Annotated in this window: 11 protein-coding genes; 2 read left to right on the top strand and 9 right to left on the bottom strand. The window is 40.1% G+C overall.

Features of this window, described 5'->3' with window-relative positions; genetic code table 11:
- Window positions 1-44 precede the first annotated feature (44 nt).
- Window positions 45-1,454 (bottom strand): signal recognition particle protein, encoded by a 1,410-nt coding sequence (gene ffh / locus NQU59_RS17990; protein WP_005239368.1) that lies wholly within the window; start codon window positions 1,452-1,454, stop codon window positions 45-47.
- 147 nt (window positions 1,455-1,601) lie between these two features.
- Here ffh and NQU59_RS17995 point away from each other — a divergent pair, with 147 nt between their 5' ends.
- Both NQU59_RS17995 and NQU59_RS18000 read left to right on the top strand, forming a co-directional pair.
- A complete protein-coding gene (locus NQU59_RS17995) occupies window positions 1,602-2,411 on the top strand; it encodes a cytochrome C assembly family protein (RefSeq protein WP_005239370.1) in 810 nt (269 codons plus the stop codon).
- 80 nt (window positions 2,412-2,491) lie between these two features.
- Complete coding sequence (locus NQU59_RS18000; protein ID WP_257064362.1) at window positions 2,492-3,421, top strand: tRNA dihydrouridine synthase; 930 nt, start codon at window positions 2,492-2,494, stop codon at window positions 3,419-3,421.
- A gap of 87 nt (window positions 3,422-3,508) precedes the next feature.
- Here NQU59_RS18000 and NQU59_RS18005 read toward each other — a convergent pair whose 3' ends face one another.
- From NQU59_RS18005 to NQU59_RS18040, 8 genes are all read right to left on the bottom strand, one after another.
- Window positions 3,509-4,537, bottom strand: coding sequence for a DUF6160 family protein (locus NQU59_RS18005; RefSeq protein ID WP_257064363.1), 1,029 nt, complete (start codon window positions 4,535-4,537; stop codon window positions 3,509-3,511).
- An 8-nt stretch (window positions 4,538-4,545) separates the two neighbouring features.
- Window positions 4,546-7,149 carry a DUF6160 family protein gene (locus tag NQU59_RS18010; protein WP_257064364.1) on the bottom strand — a complete coding sequence of 868 codons (2,604 nt, stop codon included), beginning with the start codon at window positions 7,147-7,149 and terminating at the stop codon, window positions 4,546-4,548.
- A gap of 26 nt (window positions 7,150-7,175) precedes the next feature.
- Window positions 7,176-7,952 (bottom strand): DUF6160 family protein, encoded by a 777-nt coding sequence (locus NQU59_RS18015; RefSeq protein ID WP_005239379.1) that lies wholly within the window; start codon window positions 7,950-7,952, stop codon window positions 7,176-7,178.
- A gap of 10 nt (window positions 7,953-7,962) precedes the next feature.
- Complete coding sequence (locus NQU59_RS18020) at window positions 7,963-10,122, bottom strand: hypothetical protein (RefSeq protein WP_257064365.1); 2,160 nt, start codon at window positions 10,120-10,122, stop codon at window positions 7,963-7,965.
- Between the two features lie 254 nt (window positions 10,123-10,376).
- Complete coding sequence (locus NQU59_RS18025) at window positions 10,377-11,864, bottom strand: tryptophan halogenase family protein (protein ID WP_257064366.1); 1,488 nt, start codon at window positions 11,862-11,864, stop codon at window positions 10,377-10,379.
- An 86-nt stretch (window positions 11,865-11,950) separates the two neighbouring features.
- Window positions 11,951-13,483, bottom strand: coding sequence for a hypothetical protein (locus NQU59_RS18030; protein ID WP_005239385.1), 1,533 nt, complete (start codon window positions 13,481-13,483; stop codon window positions 11,951-11,953).
- 278 nt (window positions 13,484-13,761) lie between these two features.
- A complete protein-coding gene (locus tag NQU59_RS18035; protein WP_043971295.1) occupies window positions 13,762-15,303 on the bottom strand; it encodes a hypothetical protein in 1,542 nt (513 codons plus the stop codon).
- A gap of 278 nt (window positions 15,304-15,581) precedes the next feature.
- Complete coding sequence (locus NQU59_RS18040) at window positions 15,582-17,066, bottom strand: hypothetical protein (protein ID WP_257064367.1); 1,485 nt, start codon at window positions 17,064-17,066, stop codon at window positions 15,582-15,584.
- Window positions 17,067-17,079: the final 13 nt, after the last annotated feature.

The following is a 17,079-nucleotide window of genomic DNA, read 5'->3' on the forward strand; positions in this document are numbered from 1 at the left end:
CATTAAAAAAGGCGCATCAAGCGCCTTTTTAGGAAGTATAGAACTTACTTTTTCTGGTCATTACTGCCAAATAAAGGTCCCATATTTCCGCCACCACCAAATTGCTTTTGCATATTACCCAATGACTTCAGCATTTTGCTCATGCCTGATGGATTAGCAAATTTCTTCATCATTTTTGCCATCTGCGCTTGTTGCTTGATCAACTTGTTGACCTCGGCAACATCCATCCCACAACCTGCTGCAATACGTTTTTTACGACTTGGGTTAATCAAATCAGGATTACGACGCTCTTTGATCGTCATCGACTGAATGATGGCTTCCATACGCTTCACTTGCTTTTCAGGATTGGCTTTTTCAATCGCATCCTGAATGCCCGCATTGCTCATACCAGGCAACTTATCCAAGAAGCCCATCATGCCGCCCATTTTGCTCATTTGCTCAAACTGCATCAGCATATCTTCAAAGTTGAAGGTTCCGCCTTTTTGCAATTTTTTCGCCATTTTTTCGGCTTTTTCTTTGTCGATTTTACGTTCAACTTCTTCGACCAAAGAAAGGACGTCACCCATCCCAAGAATACGTTGGGCAACACGATCAGGATGGAATGGCTCAAGTGCATCCAGTTTCTCGCCAATGCCCAAGAACTTGATTGGCTTGCCTGTGATGGCACGAACAGAAAGTGCCGCACCACCACGTGCATCACCATCAGTTTTGGTGAGGATCACACCTGTTAGTGCTAAAGCATCATTAAACGCTTTGGCTGTATTGGCAGCATCCTGACCCGTCATTGCATCAACAACGAATAAGGTTTCAGTTGGCTTCACCGCAGCATGTAATTCTTTGATCTCATCCATCATGTCTTCATCGACATGCAGACGGCCGGCTGTATCGACAATCAAGACATCTGCGAATTGGATTTTCGCTTGCTCAATGGCACGATTGACAATATCAATTGGCTTTTCAGTTGCTTCTGAAGGGATGAAACCAACACCAACTTCGTTCGATACGGTTTCTAACTGCTTGATCGCTGCCGGACGATATACATCGGCAGAAACAGTCATGACTTTTTTCTTTTGGCGTTCTTTTAAGAAACGCGCCAATTTTGCAGCCGTTGTGGTTTTACCCGCGCCCTGCAAACCTGCAAGCAATACAACCACAGGGGGTTTTGCGCTTAAATCAAGTGTTTCATTTGCCTCACCCATCATCTTGGTGAGTTCATCATAGACAATCTTGACAAATGCCTGACCAGGAGAAAGCTGAGTCATGACCTCTTGACCGAGCGCTTCTTCCTTAACCTTCGCGATAAATTCACGAGTTACAGGTAACGCCACATCGGCTTCAAGAAGAGCCATACGTACTTCACGTAGGGTATCTTTAATATTGTCTTCGGTCAGCTGCCCTGAGCCAGTAACATTTCTTAAACTCTGTGTGAGTCGTTCTGTTAAGGTATCAAACATTGCGAAATCCGCTTAAAATGGCTAGTTGCAAAAAAATCTTTCTTAAAATAGAAAATTTATGCATAAGATGCTATAGGATACTGTAGTTCGAAGCGAATTTATATCTTATATGGCGAATATTATTCATCCTCCTAAAAAAGGTTTGACATGATCAGTCTCCCCTTGGTTTACACAATTTTGGCACTCATCGCCTATACCAGTTCATTTTGGTATTTGTTTATTCACTTGATGTCAAAACGTACTCCAAATCTTTGGTGTTATGGTCTGATGGTTGGGTTAGGATTGATCCTACATAGTACTGTACTCTATCAAGACATGATGACAGCGCTTGGCGTGAATTATGATGTCTTTAACCTGATGTCATTTACCTCTGGATTGATGTTGGCGCTGAGTTTAATTTTGAGCCTGATTCGCCCAATTCTGCCATTGAACCTGATCGGAACACCTGTCGCAGCCTTTGGGTTAATTTTGGGTTTTGCCTTTAGCCAACCCAATCAAATTATTGAACAACATAGTTTTGGCCTAGATCTACACATCATTCTCTCCTTATCTGCTTATGCCGTGCTGTTAATGGCCACGATCCACGCCGTTTTGCTATGGTTTCAAGATCGTGAACTAAAAAAGAAACAAAAACGTCGTATTTGGGTCAATTTACTCCCGCCTTTTCAGGTGATGGAGTCTTTGCTTTTTGATCTGATCATCACTGGGTTTGGTTTACTGACAGTAGCCCTGTTATTTGGTTTCTTTACTATTGATAACTTCTTCGCCCAGCATCTAGCCCACAAAACCGCCTTTAGTATTATTTCATGGTTCTTATATGGGGCATTGTTGATTGGGCATTACAAATTTGGCTGGCGTGGCCGTAAAGCCATTCAATTTACTATTACGGGTTTTATCCTGCTCGCCATCGGCTTTATGGGCAGTAAATTTGTTTTGGAAATGATTTTAGGGCGTTAGTTTTTTCACATTCTAATAAAAACTAGACAGCCTATCTGAAAATGCGTATAACGCTGTTTTCGCTTCGCTAGGTAAAAATCGTGAAACTTGTACTCGCTCCGATGGAAGGTCTGACTGATCCGATCATGCGTGATGTGCTCACCCATGTTGGCAGTTTTGATTGGTGCGTGACTGAGTTTATCCGTATTACCGATAGCATCTTGCCAGATCATATTTATTATAGCTTTTGTCCTGAATTAAAAAATAAAGGTAGAACTGCTGCGGGTACGCCTGTACATGTACAATTCCTTGGCAATAATCCAGACATGTTGGCAGCCAATGCAGCCAAAGTGGTTGAACTGGGCGCACCAGCCATTGATCTTAATTTCGGTTGCCCTGCCAAAACAGTGAATCGCCATCGTGGTGGTTCTGTTCTGCTTGATGAACCTGAAACGGTACATCTATTAGTGAAAGCCGTCCGAGATGCTGTACCTGCACATATTCCTGTTTCAGCTAAAATGCGTTTGGGCTATCTTGATGAAAATCATACCCTAGACAACGCCCATGCCATTGAAGATGCGGGTGCGAGTTGGTTAACCGTACATGCGCGTACCAAAGCCGATGGTTATACCCCGCCAGCCTATTGGGAAAAAATACAGCCAATTACCGAGGCATTGAATATCAATGTGATTGCTAACGGCGAGATCTGGAACAATGCCCATGCTAAGGCCTGTTTAGAGCAATCATATTGTCAAGATTTAATGATTGGACGCGGTGCAGTGACCACCCCTGATTTAACCTTGTGTATCCGTCAAAATATGGATCAGGCGTTGCTGTCTTGGCAGGATTTGGTGGAACTACAACTACGTTTCTTAAGTGGGCAATATAAAACTGAAATTGGTATGGTGGGTCGTTATAAACAATGGCTAGGTATGATGAGCAAAGCCTATCCGGAAGCACAAGCATTGTGGGCTCAGGTGAAAAAGATCAAACAACTCGAAGAAATCATCCAGCATTTGAAACAAAGTTAAGATTTTTAGTCACAGCCATATCCTTCAATAAAAAAGCGGCTTATGCCGCTTTAAAGTAAAAAATTACTGTCTCATTAACTTGTTATGCTACATTCCATTGACTCGGATTTTTAAATCCGTCACAGATGCATTGGTAAAACCAATATTCCCAATTGAGCTATTTTGTAAGCCATTAAAACGATATGCAGCATCAGATGTAGCCGGAATAGCTGCCGTATTACCAAACTGAATGTTATTCAGTTTTAAATCGACATTATCTGATTTTCCTTCATTTCCAAAAACCAGCGCCCCATCCCCTTGACCCGCACTCGATTCACCAATAATTCCAGCATAGAATTTATCTAAACCAAATCCTGTTGGGTTTGAGGCTTTTAACTGAAAATTAAAACTTGCACCAACAGGGTTATTGATTCCATCATAACCAGAAACAAGCATCATATTACAGCCTGAACCAGCACCACAAATTGAATCAATTGCACCACCAAAACGTATCATTTTACCTTGTGGCGCGGCTCCCAATTGGATATTCATCTTTGGTTTATTACTTGCTAAGAATTTAACATTCAAGCCATTTTGGAGGCGTAATATTTCTTTTACACCACTCTTCAGTGTGCCTGGGTTCGTGTCGAAAATAGAACCTCTAAGATAATTTGATCCAACCAAACTGGATAAAACACCTGTGCTATCACTGGCCGCATAAACAGATAAAGGAGAAATCACAAATTCATCTACATTCCCAAATGACAAGGCAATATTGGCAAATGCACCACCTGTACCTGTCCCCTTATCAGTATCGATAACCGCTTTTAAATTTAAATCGCTTGCAGCCCCAGCTGCTTTGAATGTGATGTTCGGATTGGACACAGTGGTATTTGGACTTTGTCCAAATACCAGACCAGCGCGCCCACGATATTCAGTCGCCGCAGCATTTTTAGTATCCCAGCCATCACTATCGATCACTGAGATTTGTTTAAACTCAATTTTTGAAACATTAACACCAATATTCAAACCATCCTGTCCCGTTGCACTAGATAGGCTTTGGTCATCAAGCGGTTGCATCGCCATTGCAAATGGCGTCAATAACAGCGACAAACATCCAATTATTTTATTCATCATGCCTATCCTTAGTTTCGAGGAATAATTCCAAGCTGCCCTGTTATACGACCACCTGTGAACACAGCCTCACCTAGGCGTTGCGGTGCACTTGTTGCTGATGGTGGATAGAAGTTAATATCCCGAACCCGTAACACACCATCAATTTTATCTTGGGCAGTTCCCGTTCCCGTAGTTCCAGCAGGGTTAAGGGTTAAACCGGCTTTAAATGACACCATGCCGTCACATCCCGCAGTAGGACATGCAGTTCTTGTATCTGGTGCAATAATAATCGCATTGTTGAATGCAACCTTACCATCAATATTGTCAAAGCCAACTGTTGATCCATCCAGAGGATCGCTCAACTGAATCGCACTTTTTCCACCATCTTTTACCGCTTTTAATTCTAATTCACCGACAACACTTAAACGACTTCCATCTGTCGTTGTATATTCACTATTGGGAATCAGGGAAAGATCAATTTTTTTACCATCTAAACGCAGTTTAGTAGAAAGTAACACGTCATTATTATTCGAGAAATCAGCCGATGAAGCTAAGGCTGCCGTAGATGTACCAGCATACCTTGCACCTGGTAAATAACCACCTGCGATTTGTGCAGATAAAATAATTAATATATCTTTTAAACTTGCGTTAAAACTACCATTTTCAAGGCCCAGTGTCCCTGTTCCTTTCAACAACATATCAATATTACGTAAGCCCATATAACGAACAGAGTTTGTATCGGCATTATCCAATAATAAAATTGAAGTTGTTTTTTGCTTGGTGGTATCTGTACTACCATTCATACCTGTGGTACTCATGGCAAGAGAGAAACCTAGACGTTCAGAACCAGCAACAACATTGTAGGGTTTACCATTCAAATCATAATAATAGGCATCTGAAGGGGCTGTTGTACCATACATGGCCAGATTGGCATTCAGATCATAAAATGGTAAGGCCAAACCCCATGTATTTCCTGCAGTGTCATTAATCTTCGGAATGGTTGTTCCGACCGTCCTTGCACTATTGGTAAATCGTCCACTTCGTGAAAACGCCTGAAATTCAGCACCGCGAATAGCGGCAAGAATTGCATAAGGGTTTTGATCCGTTTTGTCATTATGAATGCTCTGCACATAATCCGCATCGGTCGTAAGCATTGTTGAGGTAGAACCATTCCAATACCGACTGGTTTGTAAAGCCTTATTCGCAGGCAGCAAAACAGTTTTGGTATCGACCAAATTTAAATAAACATTACCAGTATCAAATGAACCACGATTTTGCAGGTTCAGTCCTGTCAGTTCTCCAAACTCAAAACCATAGGTATTAAAGCCAGCTCCACCAATTTCCAAAGTGGTCGCCTTAGAATTATCCCCTTCCAGCATCGGATCATTCTTTTTGGTAAAATCCGCTCGCATACGGAAAGCAATACCCGTATCCCCGATGATATTTTGTGAGCCAGTAGCACTAACCGCATTATTGGCTTTACCTAGAATATTGGTATTGTCAGGATTACCATATTGATTCGCAGACACATTGTAAACAGGATCTGTCCGTAATGTCCCGTTATTCACACCACTATCAAAGCTGTTGGAGTTTGTTCCTCTCACCTGTACTGAGCCATTGACCATACGGCCACTTGCACCGAGACGAATAAGACCTTTTGCAGTGTCTGACGTCAGTTGCCCATTCAGTGGCGTTTTTGTTGCATCTACTGAATAAGGGGTGTTAGCGTTGACATTCTTATTGAGCATAAACTCAAGATTTAAACCCGCATTACTTGCCGTAGCGGAATAGGTATTTCCTGTAATTGTTCCAGCATTGGCAGGGTCTGTGACTCGGGTAAAATCAACATAACCATACGTTGAATTTGGTTTGGTACTTGTTGCGGTATTTACCGAGCCATCTGCATTATAGTTAATCACAGCATTGGGAGCATTAGCAGCATTGGTTCTCACAATAAAACCGTCTGTGCCATCTATATACATCACGCCTTTAGCGGCGAAATTAAAATTGAAATTCTTCAGAATCAACTGATTAAGAATTTGGCTGGTTGATGGTCCAGTCTTTTGACCTAAATAGATGTTCGCATTTCTTGAACTAAAGACTAGCTCACTCTGGCCATCTTTACTAAACAGGCCATCTCTTGTTTTAAAGCTGATACTGGTGTCTGAGTTGGTTTGTACAGCAATATCTCCCACAGGACTACCACATACCGTTGTATCACAGACTTTGAACTTATTCATACTGATCAACACAGGTGCAACTTTTAAATTAAAATCCAGACCTGTCTTACCAGCTTGACTACCACTATTCAGTTTAATATCGACATTAGGATTTACTGTAGGTGTTGACGTATGCGATTGGATTTTAAAATTTTCCCCTTCAGCACGCAAAGTCGTATCCGTTGTTTTTCCTGCACTGCCTCGTCCAGCATTATCTTGCCAGAAGAATGTCCCGACATTCACTTCTTTAAAGTCTAAATTGACATGCAGGCCATCTTGGCCATTGACATTACTTAGAGATCTGTCATCAAGTTCTTGCAAGGCATATGCAGAATGGCTAATCAATAGCAGACTTGCTGCAAGTGCATTCAGTACAAAGCATTCCTTATGCAGCTTTTGATTATTTTTTTTCATAGCTCAATCCTTTGAAACCGATAAATTTAACAACGTGCATGATTACTACAAGCAAAAATCTGAACTTTGCCTTCCATTGCAAGGTTGCCATTCATTTTCAATCCCATAAAACCGGTTTCTTTATTGGTATCATAATTATTTGCAGTTGTGCCTGTTGCACCAGTACTTTGTGGGACTGCACTATAAGTTGCTGTTTTTAAAAAACCATAATCTTGCGGATTGCTACTGGTTTCCTCAACCAGTTTTCCTGATGCATCAAAATATGATAGAACCTTATCCTGTTCTATCGACAAAGCATTAAAACCGAAATCACGAATTTGAATCGGTTTAGTCGGATCAAATGAAAACTGCATTGCAGGTTTAATCATTGAACCAGACGCTGCTCCATTTACATACTTGGTATAATTTAAATCAATCCCCTCTAGACCAATTTTTTGGATATTCAAGGTCCCTTGCAAGCCTTTAAATACCACCCACAATTTACGTGCTTTGTTTGTACTGGTTGGATCACTTGCCGCTAAAGACCAAACATCAGCTGAATCACCCGACTGAAATTGAACAAAACGTTTATTTACAGAAACGGCTAAGCGGCAATATTCCAAATTTGTACAGTTAAAGGTCGGTGTTGTACCAGTCAACAACGCATTATCTGTGAGTACATCATGATTTAAAGAAACCTTTAAGGATAAGTCTGCTCCACCCTGTCCTCGTATAGACTGAAGTGTTTCATTATCTAAAGCTTGTAATTCGGCATAAGATAAGCTTGAGGTTAACGATAAGAGCAAAACGAGTATTTTTTTCATGTATATGCTCCTATAGCCCTGTCGTTGTAATTTTTAGATGCTGAATAAGTAGACCATCAATGACTGCCGAACCCATATTGTTATTTGGAATTGTTGGGGTTGGTGCAGTGTTGGTTGTTGGAATTACAGCACCTGTTGTTCCATTGGATGATCCAATAAAACTGTCTAAAATCGGATTAGCTGTGGTACGCCACGCCCCACTATTTAAATTGCTATCCGACCATGTCCGGTTACCAACAGTGGCATATTTTGGTGTTGAAGTATCAGTAGCAGTCCTATTACAATTTGATGCACCACCCATACAACTATCTACGCCAGTCGGAGTAGTAGTCCACACATTTCCATTCACTAATGTGCCAGAACTATTATAGTATTGCCATTGATATAAATAACCAGTTGTATCGTTTACGCTATTACAAGTCCCCCACGAACTACCCGTACATCTACTACTGGTGAGCCAAGTAGAGGTATTCATTTCACGTTGTGCATAACGGATCTGTGTTGCGGTATTGGTTGTGACATTACTCAGTATACCCGCTGGATTTTGCATATTCCCAAAAGAAATACCGACAGCATCATCAACGCCAGCAGTTCCTTTATAAGCCTGTAAAGTTTTACCACCATCACCGCTATAAACAGAACCTAGGCTAATACTACTATGCGTTGCCAGCTTCTTGCCTGAAAGTGCCGAGGTCGAATAATCGATACGTGCTGAACCACCCTGATAACCTGCGATGTCAGAAGTACCACATTGATAGACATTACAGGTTGAACCTAAGTAAGACGGATCCGCGCCTGTATAATCGGTATAGATCTTCTTATAAACTGCAGGATTATTTGGAATACGAGCAATTTCCAGACTAAAGTTTCGGCCATTCGAGCCTAGAATAACAGGTTGGTATAAGCCACCTAATACCAGGTTGATATTCGGGTTATAAATAAATATGCCTTCATTGGCATCAAAACTGGGTGCTGTTGCGCCACTTGACAATGCGGGTGTTTCCAGACATTTAGCAGGATTGGTCGAACAGTCGTAAGCTGACGTTTCTCGTGTACTGAGTCTTAAAACGCTGTTAGTAGGCACATTCCACACGCGTTTGATTTGCTGAGTATCTGTTCGAGTCTGCTTTTGAACAATAAACTTACATCCTGCAGATGTGCTGTCAAACGAACCTGTTCCCGTATTACCACAACTGCCTGTCGCAGCTGTTTTCGATGTTCCTAAGGTTGCATCCTGTCCATTATGAATCGTCGTCCATGCCGATGTCGTTCCAATACTTCCCAATTGGGTATCGGTATATGTCGCTTTTAGGTTCGCACCATCCCCACTGTTGATACGAATAACGCCTGCGAGGCCTAAAGTATTATTATAAAAAGAGCTCATACCATTGGCATTACTTGAACCTGCTAGAGTCTGAAAGACTTGCAAGTTACTACCATTGATACTAAAACCATTCATAATTGCCTGTAATCTTAGGCGATTTGCACGATTTGCATCACTGGTACTAAATAATTCACCCAAATTAAATTGATCAGCAGCGCCATCAGATTTACTTTGGTCACGAACAAAAGCATCTGCCCAGAAAGCAAGCTTTAAATTATAGGCATCGACCCCAGTTTTAGTGCCTGTTTCATATAACGGCGCTTCTAGATTCAGATAGGTAACAGCCCCATCAACGCCAGAAAAGTTGGGTACATTTGCTGCTGTTTTTGCTTTTAGTACCCATGGATTCTCAGCTGTTCCCCAACTTGCTATCTGGGGCGAAACTGAATCAAAACGACTATTTGTGTCATTACTATTATTTTTCGATAAAGCAAGACCATATAAATAAATATCAGCCTTACCTACTGAATGGTCAGATCCATTCACAACACCATCTTTATTGGTATCCTGAGCAAGTGACGTCAGACCACCAACAGGCAGGTAATGGATATAACCCGTATCTTTACTACGATCATTCAGCAAAGCAGTGTTGGTTTCGTTCCCCGTATTTGCACCACGAAAAATAAAATCAAAATTGGTGGGTAAAATCGCAATCCCTTCACCTGTTGTCTGGCTTAGAGCTTCATCTGAAATTTCCTGCAATGCAAAAGCGTATCGGCTTAAACATAAGCCAATCAACGTTGCTAAAACAGTTCGTTTAAATGATACCGTATGAAATGTCGTCATCTTGACCTTCCTGTTACACGATGCTCCGCACCAGTATTATTTTTCTAAATCTTGCTGAGTGACTTCCTACTGCGAAAAATCACAGTCAAAGATATGCTTCCAAGCACCACTCCAAACTTAGGCCAAATCCACCTAGTCAATCTCAGTTTTTATTATGCCTACTATTTACGCAAATGCAAAAAAAACCCGTTAAAAGTTACATTTTTCCGATGTATGAAAATAAATATAACTTTGCCCTGAACACATGCAACAAATTACAGTGCTAACTGTTGCTTTATTTCCTGCAAATACTTCGCTAATTTCTGCTTTTTTTCTGGTGACAATGCATAGAGTTCCGCCGAAGTCGCTTCAGGCTTGATGACCCCAACCCCAGCCCCCACAGCAAACCAGCTGGCAGCACTAAACATCGACATCCCTCCCATACTATGTTCTACAAAATCAATATCTCGTGGTGTCCGATGTAGCCAGCATTTTTTTAGTTCTTGATAGCTTTCTGACTGTGGTACGGTCAGCATATATTGCCAAAATGGGGTGTCTGACCGTCCAGTATCATAATGCATGCGAATAAAATCACGTATACCCTGCCAATATTGGGCATTTTGCTGGTTATAAAAATCTATATTCTGCTGTGAAATCACCCCATGATTTTCTTGGATAAATGAGATCAACAGCGCTAACTGACTGAGCATCTGGCCAATTGACGTTGCCTCCAATGGTTCAATAAAACCCGATGCCAAACCAATAGCTACGACATTTTTGATCCAGACCTCTTGAAAATAGCCTGCCTCAAATGCGATAGGTTTAACCGGATTGATTGAATAGCCCAACCATTGCTCAACTTCCTGCTGCGCTTGCTGATCTGTAATGAATTGATCATGATAGACATAGCCCGCACCTATCCGTTCTTGTAGTGGAATCTGCCATACCCAGCCCGAACTCAAGGCAGTCGCTCTTGTCACCAACTCAATTTTATTCTTATGCGGTAAATGAAAAGGTAAAGCTCTATTCATCGGTAAAATGTCAGCAAAAGAGCACCAATAACTTTGGTATTTTTTCCCGATCAAGAGTTTTGAAAATCCAGAGGCATCAATGACAAAGTCACAACTAATCTTCTGATCTATGCATTGAATTGCAGAGACATAGCCTGTTGCAGAGTCGAGTTCAAAATCCTCTATTTTATTTTCAATATGAACTATCCCTCTAGATAGAGCAATTTTCTTTAGATATTGACCAACCCGAAAAGTATCAAAATGCAGCGAAGCTCCAAAATTATTTTTTCCTTCTAATAAAATCTGTAAAACCTCCTGAAAAGGTTTACGATCTTCACTAAATTGATAAGATGCCATATAGCGACTAACATCTATGCCATGATTAAATAGTCCAGATAAATAAGGATTAAATCCAAATTCATTCCATGCAAAGTCTTCTGTTGGAAGCGGAAAAAGATGGTAGTAATAGTCATCTTCTTTACCCGTTCGCCAACGTTCATAGCGAAACCCCAATTTAAGTGTAGCCCCTGTTTTATCTATAAAATCCTTTAAATCAATCTCTAAATCACGCAATACCGTCAGTAAATTGAGTACCCCACCTTCACCCACACCAACAATCGGAATCTCTGGCGCGGAAATAACCATTACCTCAACAGATGGGCCAAACACCTGCCTAAGCTGCAAGGCTGCAAACCAACCTGCTGTCCCACCTCCCACAACCGCGACTCGATTTAATCCTCTTAAATTTAGCATCAGACTTCCCTTCAATATAAATAAAAAGTGGAAGCTTATAACTTCCACTTAAATTCCATTTTAAATAGTTCAATTTTGCATAGACATTAACAGAATGATAATGAGCCATAGCAGTTTGAAACAACCTTTTGGTTGTTTAACTGCTGATTTTGTAGTGTTAAAGTTGCAGGATTGGTTGTTGTATATGCCCCTAAATCAATATTAATTTGTTGCACGATTGGTGCTCCGGTTAAAGCTCCAATCGCCGATCCAAAACTAACATATGTATATGGAGACGTTTTCAATTGATCGGATGCCATTTTTGCAACTTGCGGCAGCACCGAACTGATATCTACAGGATTAGTCACATTTAATTTACCTAACTGTACTGGCTCGGCAAAAGACATCCACCATCCAGGTTGCGCTACATCCGTTCCACTGCTCATCGCATTCAAATTATTGATTCCCTGATCAGAGGTAGCAACAGTTGCACCAGGCCAAAGAAGTTGTTGGTTTTGCAAAGATAAATATCCACCTGTCCCTGTAAGTGGTATGTTATGAATCATACTCAGTGCTTGGTTAAAAGTAATATTCATTTTCAAGTTGGTAATGCTTGAGTTATTTGCCATTTTAAATATGGTATTTGGTACTGCGGCGGTGATCAGCCCACAAAGTCCTGAACCTGGGGCATTACACCCTAAATCAACATATAATTGATCATTTCCCCAAGTTGTGTTTCCAGAACCACAAGCTAAATTTGTCCCCGTAATATTTCCTGAACATCCTGTTTGTGGCGCAATTGGAATAATCGGAATATTCGCCATAATATTTTGTACATTAGCTTGAGTTTGTCTCACACCATTAATACTAAAGGAAGGAAGTGTAAATGGAACGGTCATACTTGGAATTGTAATCCCGGTTGTTTTACTATTAGACGGGTCACTCACAAATGATGCATTACCTAAACCAGAAATATTTGCATAGCCGCTAAGTGACTGATTACTAGCTCCTTTACCAAAAGTTGCAGCTTGAGTCACTGCAGTACCTGTGGTGCTGGCAATTTGCATAAAACCGCTTAAACTTTGGATTCCATCTGTTGTCGATGGAGTCGCACTATTGTTTGTTCCTGCAGTCAATAAACCACTAATAGCGGCAGCTCCTAACTGTAAACCAACCACTTGTCGTGTTGAAGCAGAATTCGGATTCTGGATAGCAAATTGAATAAAAGGGTTTGTAATTGTCGCATCTGTAGATGCACGGCTATTAAAAATAGGACTACCATTTGCATCATAACTATCAGGCAAACCACTTAAAGAAAGATTCTTAATATCAATATCACAATTAGCAGCACCGTTCATGCCGCCACAACCTAACTGTAAATTTTTAATATTTGCATTAAGTTCAACTTTGGCTTCCATACCTAATTTATAAAAGCCAATATTATTGGAACCAGCAATATTTTTCATTAAATTAGCATTGTCCGTAGGTGCGATATAAGACAGACTCATTAAAGCCTGACCTGTAGTCGCTGAAAGTTCACTATCTGACATTGACTGCAAAGTGGTAGAACTCGCATATGCAGAATTTACACATAACCCCATAGTTCCCAAAAGAACCATAGATAAATATCTATTTTTCATTATAAAAATCCTTTTAGATTCTAAAGTTTAAAGTGAAATACTTATCTCCATGAACTCCACTTATAGACAAATAAGGTTAATGAGCTAACCACATGCCATATTACGCTTTCCAATATAAACTCAAAAATTGTTAAATAATAGACAATATCCGATAAAAATGGCCTATAAAGTTATAAGTGACATTCAATAATGAACCAAACAGTAAAATTTTCAGATAGAGAGTTTCCATCTACATAAAAAAAAGACAGCTTATGCTGTCTTTTCAAAAAGAAAGAGAATTAACAAAATGTTAAACTGCCATAACAGTTTGTTGGAATAGATTGGTTTTTAAGCTGTTGATTTTGAAGAGTTAGTGTTGCAGTGCTGGTGCCCACTGGTATGGTTAAGCTTTTAACAATTGGATTATTCGTTAAGGCCCCCGCCGCATCGGCTAAATTAATATTGATTGGGTCGCCTGCATATAAAGCCTGAGTAACAAATGTAGAAACCTGAGGTAAGACGCCACTAATATCAACTTGTTGTGATGCTTTGAGATATCCTAATTGTACTGGCTCAGCAAATGACATCCACCAACCTTTTTGCGCAATATCATCGGCATTTGCACCTGGCCATTGCAAAGCTTGTTTTTGCAAAGCCAAGTATCCACCCGTTCCTTTTAAAGGTATGTTATGAATCATACTCAATGCTTGTTCAAAGGTAATGTCTATATTTAAGTTAGTCAGTTTTGAATCTGCTCCCATTTTAAACTTCGCATTACTAACAAGGCAGATCAAAAGAGCAACACAGTCGGTCTGAGCCAAATTGGCAGCATTATAACCAGAACCACTTGCCTTTCTAAGACTGACATATAACTGATCATTGTCATAATTAACAGTACATGCCGCTCGAGTATCACCAGCAACACAATTTGATGCTTTTGCAATTGGAATTTCAGGAATCGTTGCGCTTACATTTGGCGCAACCGCTTTTGTTTGTCGATTACCATTGACGGTAAATGCTGGTAAAGTAAATCCGACATTCATACTTGGAACCGTAATACCCGTCGTATTACTATCAGCAGGTAAACTAGCAAAATCTCTACGGCCCCACAGTACGACATCCAATTTCCCCGCAATTGATTGGCACGCCGTTGGACCACTAATTCCAGGCAAACAGTTTGAATCACTCTTTCCGAATGTAGCTGCTTTTGTCCAGACATCACCTGTCGTACCTGCGATTTGCATATAGCCACTCAAGCTTTGTATCCCATCTGTTGATGATGGGGTTGCTGCATTTGCAATACCCGCTGTTAATAATGCATTAATTTTTTCGGCACTGAGTCTTAAGCCAACAAACTCTCGGGTTGAAGCACTATTTGGATTTTTAATCGCAAACTCAATAAATGGATTGGTAATTTCCGCACTAGTCGATGCACGTCCATTATTAAAAGTTGGGCTTCCTTCATTCGGATTTGTAGAACCACTCACGACACCATCATTTAAGCCGCTCAGTGATAAATTTTTAATATCAATATCACAGCCGCCAGTGCCATTTGTACCACCACAGCCAAGTTGTAGATTTCGGATATTGGCATTTAATTCCAGTTTTGCTTCTAACCCCAATTTATAGAATCCTACACTTTGTTCGCCACCTGCACGTTGCCTTTCCAAATTGGCTGTATCATTAGGTGCTATATAAGACAGACTCATTAGTGCCTGGCCTGTAGTCGCAGACATTTCACTATCGGACATAGAATATAAAGTTGCAGAGTTGGCATATGTAAAATTCGCACAAGAACTAAACATTCCTAAAAAGGCCATTGATAAATATCTATTTTTCATTATAAAATTCCTTTTCAGTTTTTTAAAATTAAAATAATTATCCTTGTTAAATTTACTTATAGACAAAATATTAGCGAACTAACCCTGTGTCCTATGTCTCGTGTCAATATAAAGCTATTTTTTGTTAAATAATAGGCAATTTCCGACAAAAATAACCTAAAAAGTAAAACAAAATTTACCGAAAAAGCCAAATAATCATAAAATCAACCAGATAGATTATTTCTATCCGTCTAATTTGATAAAAAAGCAACCTTAGTTACTTTTTATCAAACTAAAAATTAACAAAATTTCAAATTACCAAAACAGTTTGGTTGAAAATTTTGGTTTGTTAATTGCAAATTACCTAGATTTAAATTTAATGACTTACCCGCTAAATCTACAGTACCAATATCAACATCTAGAACACCTAATCCAAGTAGTCCACCAATATCACCCGTATAGGCCTCATGCCCACCACCATCACGTAACCAATCCGAAACAGCAGCTGCAATTTGAGGAAAGAGTGGAGAAATATCAATTGGATCTTTTGGTACAACATAACCAATATTTACAGGGTCTGAAAATGACATCCACCAACCTTTTTGGGCAATATCATCACTTTTAGCACCAGTCCACTGTAAGGCATTTTGCTGTAATGATAATGAGAAAGGAGAGTTAATCGGTAAATTATGAATTAAACCTAGTGATTGAGTTAAATTCAGATTCGCTGAAATATTTGAAATCGTACCATTCATCATGACCTGATTAAATCTTTTCCCAACCCCAGCAATTAAACACGCGGTAATATTGCAACTGGTTACTTCAGCTTGGGTTAACCCTCCTTGTGTGTAAATACCTGAAGGTTCTTGATAGGAAGGATCATGTGGCCCATTTGGATTGTACTGAACAGAGCCATTTATAGGATAATTCGCTCCACTACCTAAATAAATATTGGGAACTTTTACTGGAGCCGACAAAACTTTAGATTTAGCTCTATTCTCATTTACTAATATTGCAGGAACTTCAAAATAGTTATTATTAATTTGTGGAATATTAAATCCGCCCCCAACCGTTTTAAAGCCAGCTTTAGCTCCTAAAATTGATTTTAGCGTACCTGTGATCACCAGATCATCTTGATTGTACATCGTTCCATATAGATTATCTCGTGTTACCGCTGTAGTTGCATATCCTTTAATTACACCAGCATTATCTGATTGAACTTTCATATAGCCTGAAATTGTATTGATCCCATTCGGTGTGGAAGAGTTCTCATTACCTGCGGTTAATAAGCCAATAGCTTTTTCTGCACTTAAACGAAATCCTACGACTTGTCTGGTAGCTGCACTATTTGGATTTTTTATCGCAAACTCTAAGAAGGGGTTGGTTAATTTTGCTGATGAAGAGGCTCGTTCTTCTCTTGTCATCGCAACCGGTTTACCACTGGAATCAAGTTTCAGACCACTTAAGCTTAAATTATCAATATCAATATCACAGTCATTTGCGCCATTAGCTCCACCACAGCCCAACTGGAATTTTTTTATATTGGCATTCAGTTCAATCTCCGCCTCCATGCCCAGTTTATAAAATCCAATGGTTTTATCGCCACCTGCTCTTTTTGTCTCTAAATTCGTTGCATCTGTTGGTGCAATATACGACAAACTCATTAAAGCTTGTCCTGTCGCTGCAGACAACTCATGATCTGTCAGACGCTGTAAAGTAGAAGAGGCAGCCCCAGCGGAACCTAGATAAAAACCACTCACCCCTAAAAAAATATAAATAAACATCTACTTTTCACTA

It is taken from the genome of Acinetobacter colistiniresistens, assembly GCF_024582815.1.
Taxonomy (GTDB): Bacteria; Pseudomonadota; Gammaproteobacteria; order Pseudomonadales; family Moraxellaceae; genus Acinetobacter.